At 58.4% G+C, this 13,674-nt stretch carries 12 protein-coding genes and 1 riboswitch; of the genes, 9 read left to right on the top strand and 3 right to left on the bottom strand.

The genetic code is table 11. From position 1 onward, the window contains the following. Positions 1-138: 138 nt before the first annotated feature. The gene (thiC, locus tag ACQUWM_RS18350) at positions 139-2,016 is read right to left on the bottom strand and encodes a phosphomethylpyrimidine synthase ThiC (protein ID WP_407001271.1); all 1,878 of its coding nucleotides are present in this window, start codon (positions 2,014-2,016) and stop codon (positions 139-141) included. Positions 2,017-2,136: 120 nt separating this feature from the next. Further along, positions 2,137-2,248, bottom strand: a riboswitch (TPP riboswitch). 172 nt (positions 2,249-2,420) lie between these two features. Here thiC and ACQUWM_RS18345 point away from each other — a divergent pair. Beyond that, complete coding sequence (locus ACQUWM_RS18345; RefSeq protein ID WP_428923053.1) at positions 2,421-3,803, top strand: TolC family outer membrane protein; 1,383 nt, start codon at positions 2,421-2,423, stop codon at positions 3,801-3,803. A gap of 45 nt (positions 3,804-3,848) precedes the next feature. Here ACQUWM_RS18345 and waaA read toward each other — a convergent pair whose 3' ends face one another. Continuing rightward, complete coding sequence (waaA, locus tag ACQUWM_RS18340; RefSeq protein WP_407001273.1) at positions 3,849-5,111, bottom strand: lipid IV(A) 3-deoxy-D-manno-octulosonic acid transferase; 1,263 nt, start codon at positions 5,109-5,111, stop codon at positions 3,849-3,851. Between the two features lie 137 nt (positions 5,112-5,248). Here waaA and lpxL point away from each other — a divergent pair, with 137 nt between their 5' ends. The 8 genes from lpxL to ACQUWM_RS18300 all read left to right on the top strand — a co-directional run bounded on the left by lpxL (position 5,249) and on the right by ACQUWM_RS18300 (position 13,017). Further along, positions 5,249-6,199 (top strand): LpxL/LpxP family Kdo(2)-lipid IV(A) lauroyl/palmitoleoyl acyltransferase, encoded by a 951-nt coding sequence (gene lpxL / locus ACQUWM_RS18335; RefSeq protein ID WP_407001274.1) that lies wholly within the window; start codon positions 5,249-5,251, stop codon positions 6,197-6,199. Next, positions 6,200-7,135 (top strand): mitochondrial fission ELM1 family protein, encoded by a 936-nt coding sequence (locus tag ACQUWM_RS18330; protein ID WP_428923052.1) that lies wholly within the window; start codon positions 6,200-6,202, stop codon positions 7,133-7,135. Continuing rightward, positions 7,132-8,253: a glycosyltransferase family 4 protein gene (locus ACQUWM_RS18325; protein WP_428923051.1), complete on the top strand. Its 1,122-nt coding sequence runs from the start codon at positions 7,132-7,134 to the stop codon at positions 8,251-8,253. Before ACQUWM_RS18330 ends, ACQUWM_RS18325 begins: the two co-directional genes overlap by 4 nt. Further along, positions 8,243-9,283: a glycosyltransferase gene (locus ACQUWM_RS18320; RefSeq protein ID WP_407001277.1), complete on the top strand. Its 1,041-nt coding sequence runs from the start codon at positions 8,243-8,245 to the stop codon at positions 9,281-9,283. Before ACQUWM_RS18325 ends, ACQUWM_RS18320 begins: the two co-directional genes overlap by 11 nt. Continuing rightward, positions 9,276-9,944: a YrbL family protein gene (locus tag ACQUWM_RS18315; RefSeq protein WP_428923050.1), complete on the top strand. Its 669-nt coding sequence runs from the start codon at positions 9,276-9,278 to the stop codon at positions 9,942-9,944. The genes ACQUWM_RS18320 and ACQUWM_RS18315 overlap by 8 nt, the downstream gene beginning before the upstream one ends. An 81-nt stretch (positions 9,945-10,025) precedes the next feature. Continuing rightward, positions 10,026-10,934: a lysophospholipid acyltransferase family protein gene (locus ACQUWM_RS18310; protein ID WP_428923049.1), complete on the top strand. Its 909-nt coding sequence runs from the start codon at positions 10,026-10,028 to the stop codon at positions 10,932-10,934. Between the two features lie 101 nt (positions 10,935-11,035). Then, positions 11,036-11,866, top strand: a complete 831-nt coding sequence (locus ACQUWM_RS18305) for a glycosyltransferase family 2 protein (protein ID WP_428923048.1) — start codon at positions 11,036-11,038, stop codon at positions 11,864-11,866. After that, positions 11,863-13,017: a glycosyltransferase gene (locus ACQUWM_RS18300; protein ID WP_428923047.1), complete on the top strand. Its 1,155-nt coding sequence runs from the start codon at positions 11,863-11,865 to the stop codon at positions 13,015-13,017. The genes ACQUWM_RS18305 and ACQUWM_RS18300 overlap by 4 nt, the downstream gene beginning before the upstream one ends. Here the strand turns inward: ACQUWM_RS18300 and ACQUWM_RS18295 are convergent. Beyond that, entirely contained in the window at positions 13,014-13,667 is a 654-nt protein-coding gene (locus ACQUWM_RS18295) for an HAD family hydrolase (RefSeq protein ID WP_407001282.1), read from the bottom strand. The two genes, ACQUWM_RS18300 and ACQUWM_RS18295, sit on opposite strands and share 4 nt — an antisense overlap. Positions 13,668-13,674: the final 7 nt, after the last annotated feature.

The following is a 13,674-nucleotide window of genomic DNA, read 5'->3' as shown; positions in this document are numbered from 1 at the left end:
GCAGGGCTGTTCAGGAGTGTGCGGAGCCAGGGATGGCGGAGCCCAAGCCGAACAGGACGTCTTGAGGCGTCTCCTGAACAGCCCTGCCACCCCGGCTCCCCCACTAAACCATCAGGCTACCGGATCCACACTCCACAGTCAGATCTTGTCGTAGAGCTTGCTCCCGGATTCAACAAACTCCCGGGACTTCTCCTGCATGCCAGCGTCGACCGCAGACACCTCATCAAGGCCGTGCTCCTTCGCGTACTCCCGAACTTCCTGGGAAATCTGCATGGAACAGAACTTCGGCCCGCACATGGAACAGAAGTGGGCGACCTTGGCGGACTCCTTGGGCAGGGTTTCGTCGTGATAGGCGCGGGCGGTGTCCGGGTCGAGGCCGAGGTTGAACTGGTCTTCCCAGCGGAACTCGAAGCGAGCCTTGGACAAAGCGTTATCACGGATCTGGGCGCCCGGATGGCCCTTGGCCAGGTCGGCGGCGTGAGCGGCGATCTTGTAGGTGATGATGCCGGTTTTGACGTCGTCCTTGTTGGGCAGCCCCAGATGCTCTTTCGGAGTGACGTAGCAGAGCATGGCACAGCCGTACCAGCCAATCATCGCGGCGCCGATGCCGGAGGTGATGTGATCGTAACCTGGCGCGATGTCGGTGATCAGCGGGCCAAGGGTGTAGAACGGGGCTTCGTCACAGCATTCCAGCTGCTTGTCCATGTTCTCTTTTACCAGCTGCATGGGCACGTGGCCGGGGCCTTCGATCATGCACTGGACATCGTGCTTCCAAGCAATTTTGGTCAGTTCGCCCAAGGTTTCCAGTTCACCGAACTGGGCCGCGTCGTTGGCATCGGCAACAGAGCCGGGGCGCAGGCCATCGCCGAGACTGAAGGATACGTCGTAGGCTTGCATGATTTCGCAGATGTCTTCGAAATGCTCGTACAGGAAGCTTTCCTTGTGATGAGCCAGACACCATTTCGCCATGATGGAGCCACCGCGGGACACAATGCCGGTGGTGCGCTTGGCGGTCATGGGCACGTGGTGCAAACGTACGCCGGCATGGATGGTGAAGTAATCCACGCCCTGCTCCGCCTGTTCGATCAGCGTATCCCGGAAGACTTCCCAGGTCAGGTCTTCGGCGACGCCACCGACTTTTTCCAACGCCTGGTAGATGGGCACTGTGCCGATGGGTACCGGGGAGTTGCGAATGATCCACTCACGGGTTTCGTGGATGTTCTTGCCGGTGGACAGGTCCATGATGGTATCCGCGCCCCAGCGGATGCCCCAGGTGAGCTTTTCCACTTCTTCCTCGATGGAGGAACTGACGGCGGAGTTTCCGATGTTGCCGTTGATTTTGACCAGGAAGTTGCGGCCGATGATCATCGGCTCGGTTTCCGGGTGGTTGATGTTGGCGGGAATGATGGCGCGCCCGCGGGCAACTTCGTCACGCACGAACTCCGGTGTGATCTCCTCCGGCAGCGATGCCCCGAAAGACTGGCCGGGATGCTGATCCTTCAGCAGCCCGTTGTCCCTCGCTTCCTGCAACTTCATGTTTTCCCGGATGGCGATGTACTCCATCTCCGGGGTGATAATACCCTGCCGGGCGTAGTACATCTGGCTGACATTCTTGCCAGGCTTGGCTTTCAGAGGCTTGCGCTCGTCCATGAAACGAAGCGGATCAAGCTGGGGATCTTTCATGCGCCGACGGGTGAACTCGGACGTGTAACCATCCAGTTGCTCGACATCGCCCCGCTCTTCTATCCAGGCGGCACGGATCGGTTGCAGGCCTTTGCGCAGATCAATGGTGGCTTCGGGGTCGGTATAGGGGCCGGAGGTGTCGTACACCATAACCGGGGGGTTCTTTTCACCCCCCATTTCGGTCGGCGTGTCCTGCACAGTAATTTCCCGCATAGGCACTCGGAGGTCCGCTCGGCTACCCTGCACGTAGATCTTTCGTGAGCTTGGTAACGGTTTGATTGCGGCCGAATCAACTTTGGCTGAATCACTCAGGTAGGAAGGTAAGTCTGTCATCATGCGCTCCCGGAACAGTTGGGGGAATATCGGGTCGCGTATGACGGAGCCGCAGGCACTGTGTTTTCCCTGTCAGGGCCCCGCTGAAGGATTTCATCCAAGGGGGTTCCACGTGGCTTACAGCAATGTTGTCTTAATCCCTACGCCGGTATTATCCGGATCAGGTCGCGGGTTCTGCGTTGCAATCTCAGCCAGCCTGATTTCCTTCAGGCCAGCACCCCGTCAAGACGCGAATTCGTGTTACATGACACTCTAAATGAGTGCCGTTTGCAAGTGTAGAGATGCGGGCAATTATTGTCCATAATGACCAGCCAAACTCGTTCACTGTTGACCGAAAGTATCCATCAGATTGCAACATAAGCGCTCCGGAGTGGAGCAGACGTGCTTACGTACCAGGAGACACAATGAAGAAACGATTGCTTTCAGGAATGATTGGCTTGCTCGCGGCACAACCCGCCTTGGCCATGGATTTGATCGAAACCTACGAGAAAGCGCTTTCCTACGACTCCGGAATCGCAGCGGCACGTGCCAGCTTTGAGGCCCAGGAAGCCGGCACGGATGTGAGCCGCGCAAACCTGCTACCCCAGGTCAATGCCTTCGGTGAAGCCAATTACACCGACTCCGAAAGCTCCAATCAGGACGTGGACTACACCACACTGGCCTATGGTGTCCGGCTGACCCAACCCCTGTTCCGGGCCGATGCCTGGTATGGCTACGACGCCAGCAAATTTCAGAGCGAGGCGGCCCGGGCAGAGTACAACCTGGCACAACAGCAGCTGATTCTTGACGTCGCAACCGCCTATTTCAATGTACTGAGGGCTGCGGACACCCTGACCACCGCCCGGGCGACCGAAGCGGCAATTCAGCGCCAGTATGAACAGGCCCAGGAACGCTTCGATGTCGGCCTGATCGCGATTACCGAAGTGTATGAGGCCCGCGCCAGCTACGACGACAGCAAAAGCCAGCGTATCGCCGCCGAAAGTGACCTGGACATCGCCCGCGAACAACTGGCGCGCCTGACCGGCGAGTACACGGAAGAGCTGGATAATCTACGGGAGAATTTCCCACTGGGTCGCCCCGAGCCGATGGACCCCACCAAGTGGGAAATGACCGCACTGGAACAAAACTGGTCCATTCAGTCAGCGATGTATGAGCTTAACACCAGCGAGGCGAACCTGAAGGTATCCAAGGCCGGCCACTACCCGACCCTGGACCTGAACGCCTCATACGGTAAGAGCGAGATTGATGGCCTGGACAATGGTTCGGCTCCGGTACAACAACGGGCAGACGGCACCACAACCGAAGCGGTGATCGGTGTAACCCTGAACGTGCCACTGTACATGGGGGGCGGCACCCAGGCCGGAGTTCGCCAACAGCGCTCACTGGTCACCGTGGCCGAACAGGGCCTGGAGACCACGCGCCGGGATGTTCGGGTCAACACCCGCAGCCTGTTCCGCACGGTGAATACCAATATTGAAACGGCGTCCGCCCTGGAACAGACCATCATCTCCCGCCGTAGTGCGCTGGATGCCACCCGCGCCGGTTATGAGGTCGGTACCCGCAATATCGTGGAAGTACTGGATGCAGAGCGTGCTTACTACGTAGCGCTGCGGGATTACGCCAATTCCCGTTATGACTACGTCATCAACACCCTCAGCCTGAAGCAGGCCGCCGGCACCCTGAGCCCTCAGGACCTGATCGACCTCAACAACTGGCTGAGCGCCTCGGCTCCGGGCATTGAAGCCCTCGCCAACGAAGAGGAAACCATCGGGGACCCGACTCAGTAAGTCGAGGTCCAGCCTCCCCTCCGGCGCCCCGGCGCCGGAGGGGCATCACACCCTCTCGACAATACCATCCACGACCTTTTCCAAAGCGCCGCGATTGGCATTCACTACGGCCAGGGCGCTGTCTCCCGTCCGCTTGGCGGAGTCCGGATCGGCCAGCAGAGCCATTACACAGTCCGCCAGCGCGTCAGTGGATGGTGTTAGATAAAGACCATGCCCGGCATTCAAGCGGTTGTAGATGGTTTCAAAATTGAAGATGTGAGGGCCAGACAGCACAGGCATACCCCAGGCAGCCGGCTCCAGGGGGTTGTGGCCACCCCGCTCGATCAGCGAGCCGCCGACAAACGCAATATCAGAAGCGCCATACAGCATCAGCAACTCCCCCATGGTGTCGCCGAGATAGACCTGGACTTCCGTTGAGACGGGACCTGCCGCTGCTGACCGGCGTGACAGCTGCAAGCCCACCGATTCCGTCAGCTCAGCGACGTCATCAAAACGCTCAGGATGCCTGGGCACAATCACCAGCAAGGCATCGGGAAATTTCCGGCACACAGCCTTATGGGCTTCCAGAATCTTGCGATCTTCCCCTTCGTGGGTGCTGGCAGCGATCCAGACCGGGCGGTGCTCTCCAAGCTGGTTTCTCACGGCCGCAGCTTCCGCCCTGAGTGATGCGGAGATATCCACGTCAAACTTGATGCTCCCTGTCACCGAGACGGATTCCCGCGTGGCGCCGATCCGCAGGAAGCGCCCGGCATCTTCCTCTGCCTGGGCGGCAATCCAGCAGATGCTCTGCAATAACGGTCGGACCAGCGACGGCACCCGCTCGTAGCCCCTGGCGGACCGCTCTGACAAGCGGGCATTGATCAGGAATATGGGCACATCGTGGCGGAAGGTATTGGCAATCATATTGGGCCAGAGTTCGGTTTCCATAATCACCAGCGCCATCGGGCGAACCCGCTCGGCAAACCGACGGACCGCGCCGGGTGTATCGTAGGGGGAATAAGCGTAGCGAACCTGGTCGCCGAACATGGCTTTTGCCCTGGCGGACCCGGTCGGCGTCATCGCTGTCATCAGGATCGGCGTGTCGGGATTACGGCGTAGCAACGCCTTCACCAGCGGCGCCGCGGCGATGGTCTCTCCCACTGACACCGCATGCACCCAGATCACTGGTTCCGACGACTGCTCAACGTACCCCAGACGCTCCTGCCAGCGCTTCCAGGCCTCGGGGTTGCGGCGCCCTTGCCACCACAAACGCAACAATACAAATGGCAGCGCAAGGCGAAAAAACAGAGAGTAAAAAAAGTGCAGCATGGAGTCTCCGGGACGGCGATTCGGGGAGCATTCTACCGAATCACAGGACCGTTCGCCTGCATTCCTACTTTAGTCGACAGGAAACACCCTGCTAAACTCCGGTTTCATAACCGAAACACAGACGAGATGACCCGAGCGTGAGCAAGCGCCCCGCAAAAAAACGCGATACCCGATATACAAGTTATCGCCACCCTCGCTGGTGGCCAACCTGGATTGGCATTGCCCTGATGTGGCTGATGTCGAGGCTGCCCCTGGGATTGCAATGGCGGATCGGCAAAGTGATCGGCGAGCTTGCGTACCGCCTGATTCCCCGCCGCCGTCATATTACCGAGGTGAATATCCGCCTGTGCTTTCCGGAGCTGTCGGAGCGGGAGCAACAACAGCTGGTTCGCAAGGCCTTTCACTCCAACGGTATCGGTATGATGGAAATCGGATTGGCATGGTTCCGCGACCCAAAAACCTACCTGCCGGTGACCACCGTGCATGGACTGGAGCATGTGGATGCCGCACTGGCCAAGGGCAAAGGCATCCTGTTGCTCGGTGGTCATTACAGCACACTGGATCTGGGTGGCAGCCTGGTCACCGAATTCATCGAGGCCGACGTCATGCAGCGGGACCACAACAATCCGTTAATGAACGCCGTCATGACCCGCGCCCGTGAGCGGCGCTACGGTATTGCCCTGGACAGCAGGAACTTGCGCGGCCTGCTGAAGCAGCTCAAACAGAATCGCATTGTCTGGTATGCCACCGACCAGGACTACGGGCGCAAGGGCATCGTGTTTGCGCCCTTCTTCGGCGTGCCGGCCGGGTCCATTACCGCAACCTCGCGAATTGCAGAACGCAGCGGGTGTGCGGTGGTACCATTCAGCCACTTCCGACGGGATGATCAACCCGGATATGACATCTACTTCCATCCACCACTGGATAACTTTCCCTCCGGTGATGACATGGCAGATGCCACACTGGTCAACCACACTATTGAACAGCAAGTCAGACGCCATCCGGATCAGTATCTCTGGATGCACAGACGCTTCAAAACCCGGCCCTCGAAAGACGACCCGGATCTCTATCGCAAGGACCCGCATTGAATGCAGACTGATGCCCCAGTGGTCTGGTTACTGACCGATACCAAACCGGGACACCGGAACCAGCTCAAGGGAATCGGCAATCGCCTGCGGGTTCGGGCCGGGGCCGCACTCCACTGGGTTGACGCCGGGGAGCATCGGGTATCCTTGTGGCATGCCCTTTTGGGCATAGCGCCCGCGTCCATGCCTTCACTGCCCTCCCCCACGCTTATCATTGCGGCCGGCACCTCCACACATCGGCTGTTGCTGGCGCTGCGTCGTACCGCACGGGCAAAAACCGTGGTGCTGATGAAACCTGCGTTTCCCATGAAATGGGCAGACGCCGTAATCCTTCCGGAGCATGACGGAGTTAACCCCGACAAACGCATTCTCACCACACAAGGTGTTCTCAACAGTATCACCCCCCTGGCACGTATCACGGAAAAACCGGAGGCTCTGGTCCTGATTGGCGGCCCGTCCCCCCACTTTGAATGGGATGACGACGCGGTATTCGACCAAATCAGCCAACTGATCGCGGATTACCCGAGCTGGCGCTGGACCATCAGCAGCTCCCGCCGCACGCCAAAAGCCCTGGCGGAACGCCTTGAAGAGCTGGACAGCATCCGGGTGAGCGTTGTGGACCCCAAGCGTACTCATGAAGACTGGCTTGCCCATCAGCTATCCGCTTCTGGCGCCGCCTGGGTCACTCCCGATAGCATGTCCATGGTGTGTGAAGCGGCCACATCCGGCGTTCCGACCGGCCTGATCCAGCTGCCCCCTAAGGCAGGCAGCCGGGTAGCACGGGGTATTGAACTGCTGGAAGAACGGGGCCAGGTTGCTCGCTGGAGCGATCATGCCAACGTTATGGACCGCTCCCCCGGGGAAAGACCCCGATTGTGGGAGGCGGACCGGGCTGCCCAGTGGCTGATCCATCTGTTCCTCAGTCGAGGTTCGCGGTGAGAGTTCTCCAGATTCTGCCCGCCCTGCACAGCGGCGGTGTTGAGCGTGGCACCGTGGAATTCGCCGCCGAACTGGTCAAACGGGGCCACGAGTCGTTCGTGGTGTCTAACGGGGGCCCCCTGGTTGGGCAACTGGAAGCCCAGGGCTCGGTCCATGTCGCCATGCCGGTTCATCGCAAATCACCAGCCTCGTTTGGACAGATCCTACCCATGCGACGCTTGCTGGAAGACATCCGGCCGGACGTAGTTCACGTTCGCTCCCGTATGCCCGCCTGGATTACCTGGCTGGCCTGGCGCGGACTGCCCGCACACGAACGCCCGGTCCTGGTCTCAACATTCCATGGCATGTATTCCGTTAACCCCTACAGCGCCATTATGGCCAAGGCGGACCATATCATTGCCGTCTCCGATTGCGTGCGGGATTACATCATCCGTAATTTCCGGGTTCCCGAGGACAAGCTGACCGTGATTCAGCGCGGGGTCGACGTGGACGGATTCCGAAGTCAGACCCTGGATTCCGCCTGGCACGCCCGGTTGATAGAACAGCACCCGCACCTGCGAGACAAACGCATCATCATGATGCCCGGGCGTATCTCCCGCTGGAAAGGCCAGCTGATGTTTCTGGAAGCCATGGCCGAGATTATCCAGAAGAATCCTGACTGCCACGGAATCATCGTGGGCGGAGTGGAACCCGGCAAGGATCGCTTCATGGAAGAGCTGGAACGGCGACGGGAAGAACTGGGACTGATACAACACACTACGTTCCTGGGGCAACGCAATGACATGGCTGAGCTGTACCTGTTATCGGACCTGGTCTGTCACATGTCCACCAAGCCGGAACCCTTCGGTCGCACCGTCACCGAGGCCCTGGCCTCCGGCACACCGGTGGTAGCCTTCGATCGTGGCGGTGCGGCGGAAACCCTGCGAGCCTGTTTTCCGGAGGGGCTGGTGGAGCCTGATGATACCCATGCCTTCGCACAGGCCGCCTTGCGACTTCTTACCACGCAGGGCCACGACATCCGGGTGCCATGGCGATTTCGACTGGAAGCCCAGACGGAAGCAACCCTCTCCGTTTATGAACGCCTGCTGAAGACCAAAGGCGAACTTTGTGACTGCTGAGCTCCCGCTGACCATCGCCATGGTGCTTGCAACCCCCGGCACAACCTGGGGAGGCATGGAAAAGCACACAGCCGAGTTGGCGGACGCACTTGCCCGGAGAGGTCATACCCTTCACCTGATTGCGCACCCGGCCTACCAGAACCAATTCAGCAACAACGTGCATGTCCACCCGATGCCAATGCATCTGGGCAGGCGCAATCCCATTCTGTACCTGAAACTTCGGAGTTTGCTTCGCCATTTAGCCCCCGATCTTTGCCACGGACAGGGCAACAAAGCCATCGCTTTGCTGAGCCAACTGAAGCTGCCGGCCAAACGCATTGGCACCGTCCACGGCATTAAAAAGAGCCATCGAGGGCTTGAGAGGATGGACGCCGTTATCGGCGTTAGCCAGGCAGTTATGGCAACACTCAAGCACCCGAACATGACACTGATCTACAATGGGAGCTCCGCGTGCCAGGGCTCGTCTGTTTTGCCCTCGCCCTTTAGCAAAAGATCCTCCATACAGGCCGTCGCGATTGGCCGCCTTGAGCCCGTCAAAGGCTTTGATTTACTGATCCAGGCCTGGAAACGGCTTAACAACGACGCGCAGCTCACTATCATCGGGGAGGGTAGCCAGCGAACCTCGCTGGAAGCGCAGATTGCCGCCACGGGCCTGTCGTCGCGAGTGTCACTGGCCGGCTTTCAGAGCACCCCGGAGACCTGGCTTCAGCATGCCGACGTTTGCATCATCAGCTCGCACCGGGAAGGGTTATCTTACGTTCTCATTGAAGCACTGCAATCCGGGTGCGCGGTCCTTGCCACCCCCGTGGCCGGAGCAAAGGAGCTGTTACCGGCCATAGCCTTGGCAGAGAACCATTCTGCCGAAGCCCTCTCTCAACTACTGGCCACGCACCTGTCAGCACTGGAACAACTCCGTGACGCCGAGCGCCACGCAATGGAGTATGCGAGGACAGAATTGACGATCGACAGCATGGCCTCCCGAACCGAAGACACTTATCGACAGCTTTTCAGGAACCATCACCATGATTGATCTGTCGACGGAGACACCGTTTGCTTCCGGCGCCAACCGGCATTGTTTTCGGCACCCCGACAACCCCCGGCTGTGCCTGAAAGTGCTGCGCCCTGAAAACATAGAGGCCCGCTTCCAGCGCCAGCCCCTGGCCAAAAAGCTGCTGGGCAAAAAACGGATTGATGATAATGCCCAGGAGCTGAAGGCCCACCATCAAAGTGCCATTCGTCAGTTGGTTGCGCGGGGACAGGCCGAGGCAGTCTGGCAGCACCTGCCCCGTTTCCATGGCGCGGTACAAACCTCTCTGGGAAGCGCTAACGTCAGCGAGCTCTTGTTGGACGACCACAATCAGCCCGCCGAAACCCTGGAACACTACCTTCAACGCCAGGGATTTGATCATCCCATACAGGAAGCTGTCGGGCGCTTTTGTAACTGGCTCCTGAACACCGGCATCCTCACCCGCAACCTGCTGCCCCATAATCTCGTTGTGGTAGAGCCGGAGCGGCGGCCGGAACTGTACCTGGTCGACGGACTCGGCGCCCCTACTATCCCAAACAAACTCTCGGCCATACCCGCCTGGCGGCAGCGGTATATCTCCCGGCGCATCCAGCGTTTCTACCTGCGGATAGAATGGGAGTTAAGCGACCGGCAACAAAGCTGGGAGCGTTCCCAGAAACTGTAGTTTCCCGGTACCGCCTTGCCGCACGGGGCCGATGGTGATAGCTTCCGCTCAGTCCGACTATTAGAGATGATGTCCCTATCCATGGCCGTTTCCAAAGCAACATTCCTGATCCTCGCCCTCAAACTGGCCGGCAAGCTATCCTTGCGAGGCGCGCAATTGATTGGCCGTATGCTCGGCACGCTGGGCTGGGTATTCAACAGTAAGTCACGCAAAGTGACGGACACGAACCTGCGCATCTGCTTCCCAGAGATGCCCGAACACCAGCGAAGGGACCTGGCTCGCTCAAGCCTGCGCCATACCGGCCAGACCCTGATGGAAATTCCTCTGATGTGGGAATGGCCAGTTGAAGATTGCCTGGGGTTGATTCGGGAGATTGAGGGTGAACATCTGGTCAACGACGCACTCGCCAAAGGTAAAGGGCTGGTGCTGCTGGCACCTCACCTGGGCAACTGGGAACTGACCGGTCTGTATTTTTCTTCCCGCCATAAAATGGCGGCGCTATACAGCCCGCCCCACATCAGTGAATTCGAGGATTACATGATCCGGGTGCGCGGACGTATTGGCTCTGAACTGGTGCGTGGTGACCGGCGCGGTCTCGCACGCATGATTACCCTTTTACGGGAAGGCGGCGTTACCGGGATTCTCCCTGACCAGAGCCCCCGCGCGAAAGGGGTCGCCCATGCACCGTTTTTCGGACTGAACGTTCGGACCATGACCCTGGTATCAAAACTCCTTCAGAAGTCCGGCGCCACGCCGCTGATGACTTTCTCCGAGCGGTTGAAAGACGGCAAGGGCTTCCGCCTGATCATTCGCGAATGCGAACCGGATATGGATGCCACCGATCCTGTCGTCGCGACGACCGCACTGAACCTGTCGATCGAAAACTGCGTGCGCGAAATTCCAGAGCAGTATCAATGGGAGTACAAGCGTTTCCGCCACCTGACGCCGGGAACCCCTAATCCCTATAACCCCAAGAAGCTGTGTCGTTGATCCGTCCCGATCGTAAGAATCCCTGACAGGAAACAAGCCGCGAGCGCGTGTATACTAGGTCCCTGATTTTAATGCGACACCGTCACGGGCCCGACTAAGTTATGACACCACAATCCATTGGCGTGGTTATCACCACCTACAATTCCCCCTTGTGGCTTGGCAAGGTACTGACCGGGTATGAAAACCAGACCTGGAAAGACTTTCGTGTCATCGTGGCCGATGACGGCTCCACAGACGAAACCCGACAACTGATCGAAAGCTTCAGGGAACGCGGCATTCTCACGATTGATCACGTCTGGCATGAGGACGACGGCTTCCGTAAGTGCCAGATCCTCAACAAGGCGATCCATGACACCAGTTGTGATTACCTGATCTTTACCGACGGTGACTGTATTCCCGAGCCGCGCTTTATTGAAAGCCATCGCACTCTGGCAGAGCCCGGGTACTTTTTGTCCGGTGGCTACATCAAGCTCACCATGCCGGTGTCTGAAACAATTTCCGACGATGACATCCGCTCCGGGGTAATCTTTGACCCCAAGTGGCTCGTCGCAAATGGCCAGCCCAAAACCCACAAACTCTGGAAGCTATCGCCTTCTCCGTTAGTGAAAAAGCTGATGAACTCCGTTACCCCCGCTGCCGCCAGCTGGAATGGCATGAACAGCTCCACCTGGACGAAAGACCTGATCGCGGTGAACGGATTCAACGAGGATATGCAGTACGGCGGACTGGACCGGGAGTTGGGCGAACGCCTGTGGAACTACGGCCACAAATCGAAACAGATCCGCTACAGCACCGTGTGCCTGCATCTGGATCATGCCCGCGGCTACTCCAAACCGGAGATCTGGGCAAAGAACCGCGCCATTCGTAAAGCGGTGAAAGATAACCGCACGTTCTGGGCGGTCAACGGAATCGAGAAGAAACCCACCGCATGAGAACCCTGGTCGTCATTCACAGCCTCAAGATGGGTGGTATGGAGCGCGTTGCCGTCAATCTGGCTGACGCCTTCGCCGAAGAGGGTCACGAGAGCCACCTGTTATCCTGCCGGAACCGTCCCAACGACCTGCAGCCTGCCCATGAAGGGGTGAAGCTTCATCACTTTGATCAACAGCAGGCGCTGCTCAAGTCGGTGATTGGCATTCCGGTTTTCCTGCTGTCCCGCCTTCTTCTTGGCGTATTGCTACCAAAATCCCACTTCATGTGGGTCGGGTGGCTCAGCGGATGGTTACTGAAGCGCCATATCCAGAAACTTGAGCGACAGCATGGCCGCTTTGACCGTATCGTGTTTCGCGGACTGGGCACTTTCAAGTATTTCTGGTCCTTCCGCGACGACCGCAACATCTACGTACTGGAAAATGTTATCCATTACGACCGGCCTCTGTGGCAGAAAAAGCTGGAATGGAAGCTGGTGTTCCACAATCGGCACCTGGCCTGTGTTTCGTCTGGTGTTCTGGAGTCGGCTCAGGAAGCGTTCGAGAAAGGGAATATCGAACCGAAGAGTCTGCGGGTGATCACCAACCCTTGTCCTGTCGAACAGATTCAGGCCATGGCACAGGCTAACGATCCTGACATACCTGCAGCCCCGTATATCGTGAACGTTGCCAGGCTGGTTCCCCAGAAAGGGCATGCTCTCCTGCTGGAAGCGTTCGCTAAAGCCCGGATTCCCCATCAACTGGTTATTGTAGGGGAAGGCCCGTTACGTCAGGAGCTTGAACAAAAAGCCCGGTCACTCGGAATAGCAGAACGGGTAATGTTCGCCGGCAAGCGCACCAATCCCTATCCCTGGATGCACCGGGCCGACCTGTTTGTGCTCGCGTCCGAATACGAAGGGCTGGGCATCGTGCTGACTGAGGCCCTGGCCTGTGGCACACCCATCCTGTCAACAGACAGCCGTGGCGGCGTGCGGTTTGTGTTTCAGGGCGAGCTTGAACAATACCTGACACCGGGCACGCCGGAAGGACTGGCGGAGGGGCTTGAATCGGTGATTGGCAAACTGCCTATTGAGGTCAAACCGGAGTGGCTTGAGGCGTTCAGTGCCAGGACGGTGGTTGAGGCGTTTTTGGCGGAACCCGAACTCAGCCCCTAGGCCATGTGCTCAACAATGGATTCGATAGATTTCAGCCTGAGTGACGCGCCCTGAAAGTTATAATCGGATTCACTCCACTGGCTGAGATATATAAAATCCAGCCCGGCCCGGGATGCAGCCTCAATATCATACTGACTGTCGCCCACAAAAACCGCAGGCAATGCAATGGCGCCGGAAGCTATTTCCCTGCTCAGTATTTCATCCTTGTTGTCGGGACTACCGAAAATACCGCCGTCAAAGTGAGCAGCCAGCCCTCTGGCACTGAACACTTCTCTTAATTCTTCCTGGTCACCCCCAGAGACGACCAGCCATCTTGTTCCCCGAGTCAATATCCGAAGCCGTTCCAATCCTGACGCGGCCTCACAATCCCGCAACCCCTGCTTCACATACCCAGCGTAGCGATCAAGCAAATCGCCCAGCTCATCGTCGTCAACGGCTTCCCGCCCCACTATCTCGGTTAAAAAAGCTTCGAACTTCACGTAACGGGAAATGCCCCCATGCCGGACATGATAGTCCACCAACGCCTGTGCCTTGTCCGCGCCGTATGGCTTTGCGGCCTCAAAAAATGCGTCAGTCTTTACCCGGTTCGAGTTCAGCAGAACCCCATCACAATCGAACACCCAGGTCTTGTACTGATTCAAAACAGACATCCTTTAG

The sequence above is a fragment of the Marinobacter sp. DUT-3 genome (assembly GCF_050379435.1).
GTDB lineage: Bacteria > Pseudomonadota > Gammaproteobacteria > Pseudomonadales > Oleiphilaceae > Marinobacter.
Note: the sequence above shows the minus strand (reverse complement) of the source record. Positions and strands in the feature narration are given on the sequence as shown.

What these genes read in the sequence shown, in the direction of transcription:
- ACQUWM_RS18315 (WP_428923050.1), top strand. Translation starts at nt 9,276, where the DNA reads ATGATTGATCTGTCGACGGAGACACCGTTTGCTTCCGGCGCCAACCGG.
- ACQUWM_RS18305 (WP_428923048.1), top strand. Translation starts at nt 11,036, where the DNA reads ATGACACCACAATCCATTGGCGTGGTTATCACCACCTACAATTCCCCC.
- ACQUWM_RS18330 (WP_428923052.1), top strand. Translation starts at nt 6,200, where the DNA reads ATGCAGACTGATGCCCCAGTGGTCTGGTTACTGACCGATACCAAACCG.
- ACQUWM_RS18345 (WP_428923053.1), top strand. Translation starts at nt 2,421, where the DNA reads ATGAAGAAACGATTGCTTTCAGGAATGATTGGCTTGCTCGCGGCACAA.
- ACQUWM_RS18300 (WP_428923047.1), top strand. Translation starts at nt 11,863, where the DNA reads ATGAGAACCCTGGTCGTCATTCACAGCCTCAAGATGGGTGGTATGGAG.
- ACQUWM_RS18310 (WP_428923049.1), top strand. Translation starts at nt 10,026, where the DNA reads ATGGCCGTTTCCAAAGCAACATTCCTGATCCTCGCCCTCAAACTGGCC.
- waaA (WP_407001273.1), bottom strand. Translation starts at nt 5,111, where the DNA reads ATGCTGCACTTTTTTTACTCTCTGTTTTTTCGCCTTGCGCTGCCATTT.
- ACQUWM_RS18295 (WP_407001282.1), bottom strand. Translation starts at nt 13,667, where the DNA reads ATGTCTGTTTTGAATCAGTACAAGACCTGGGTGTTCGATTGTGATGGG.
- thiC (WP_407001271.1), bottom strand. Translation starts at nt 2,016, where the DNA reads ATGACAGACTTACCTTCCTACCTGAGTGATTCAGCCAAAGTTGATTCG.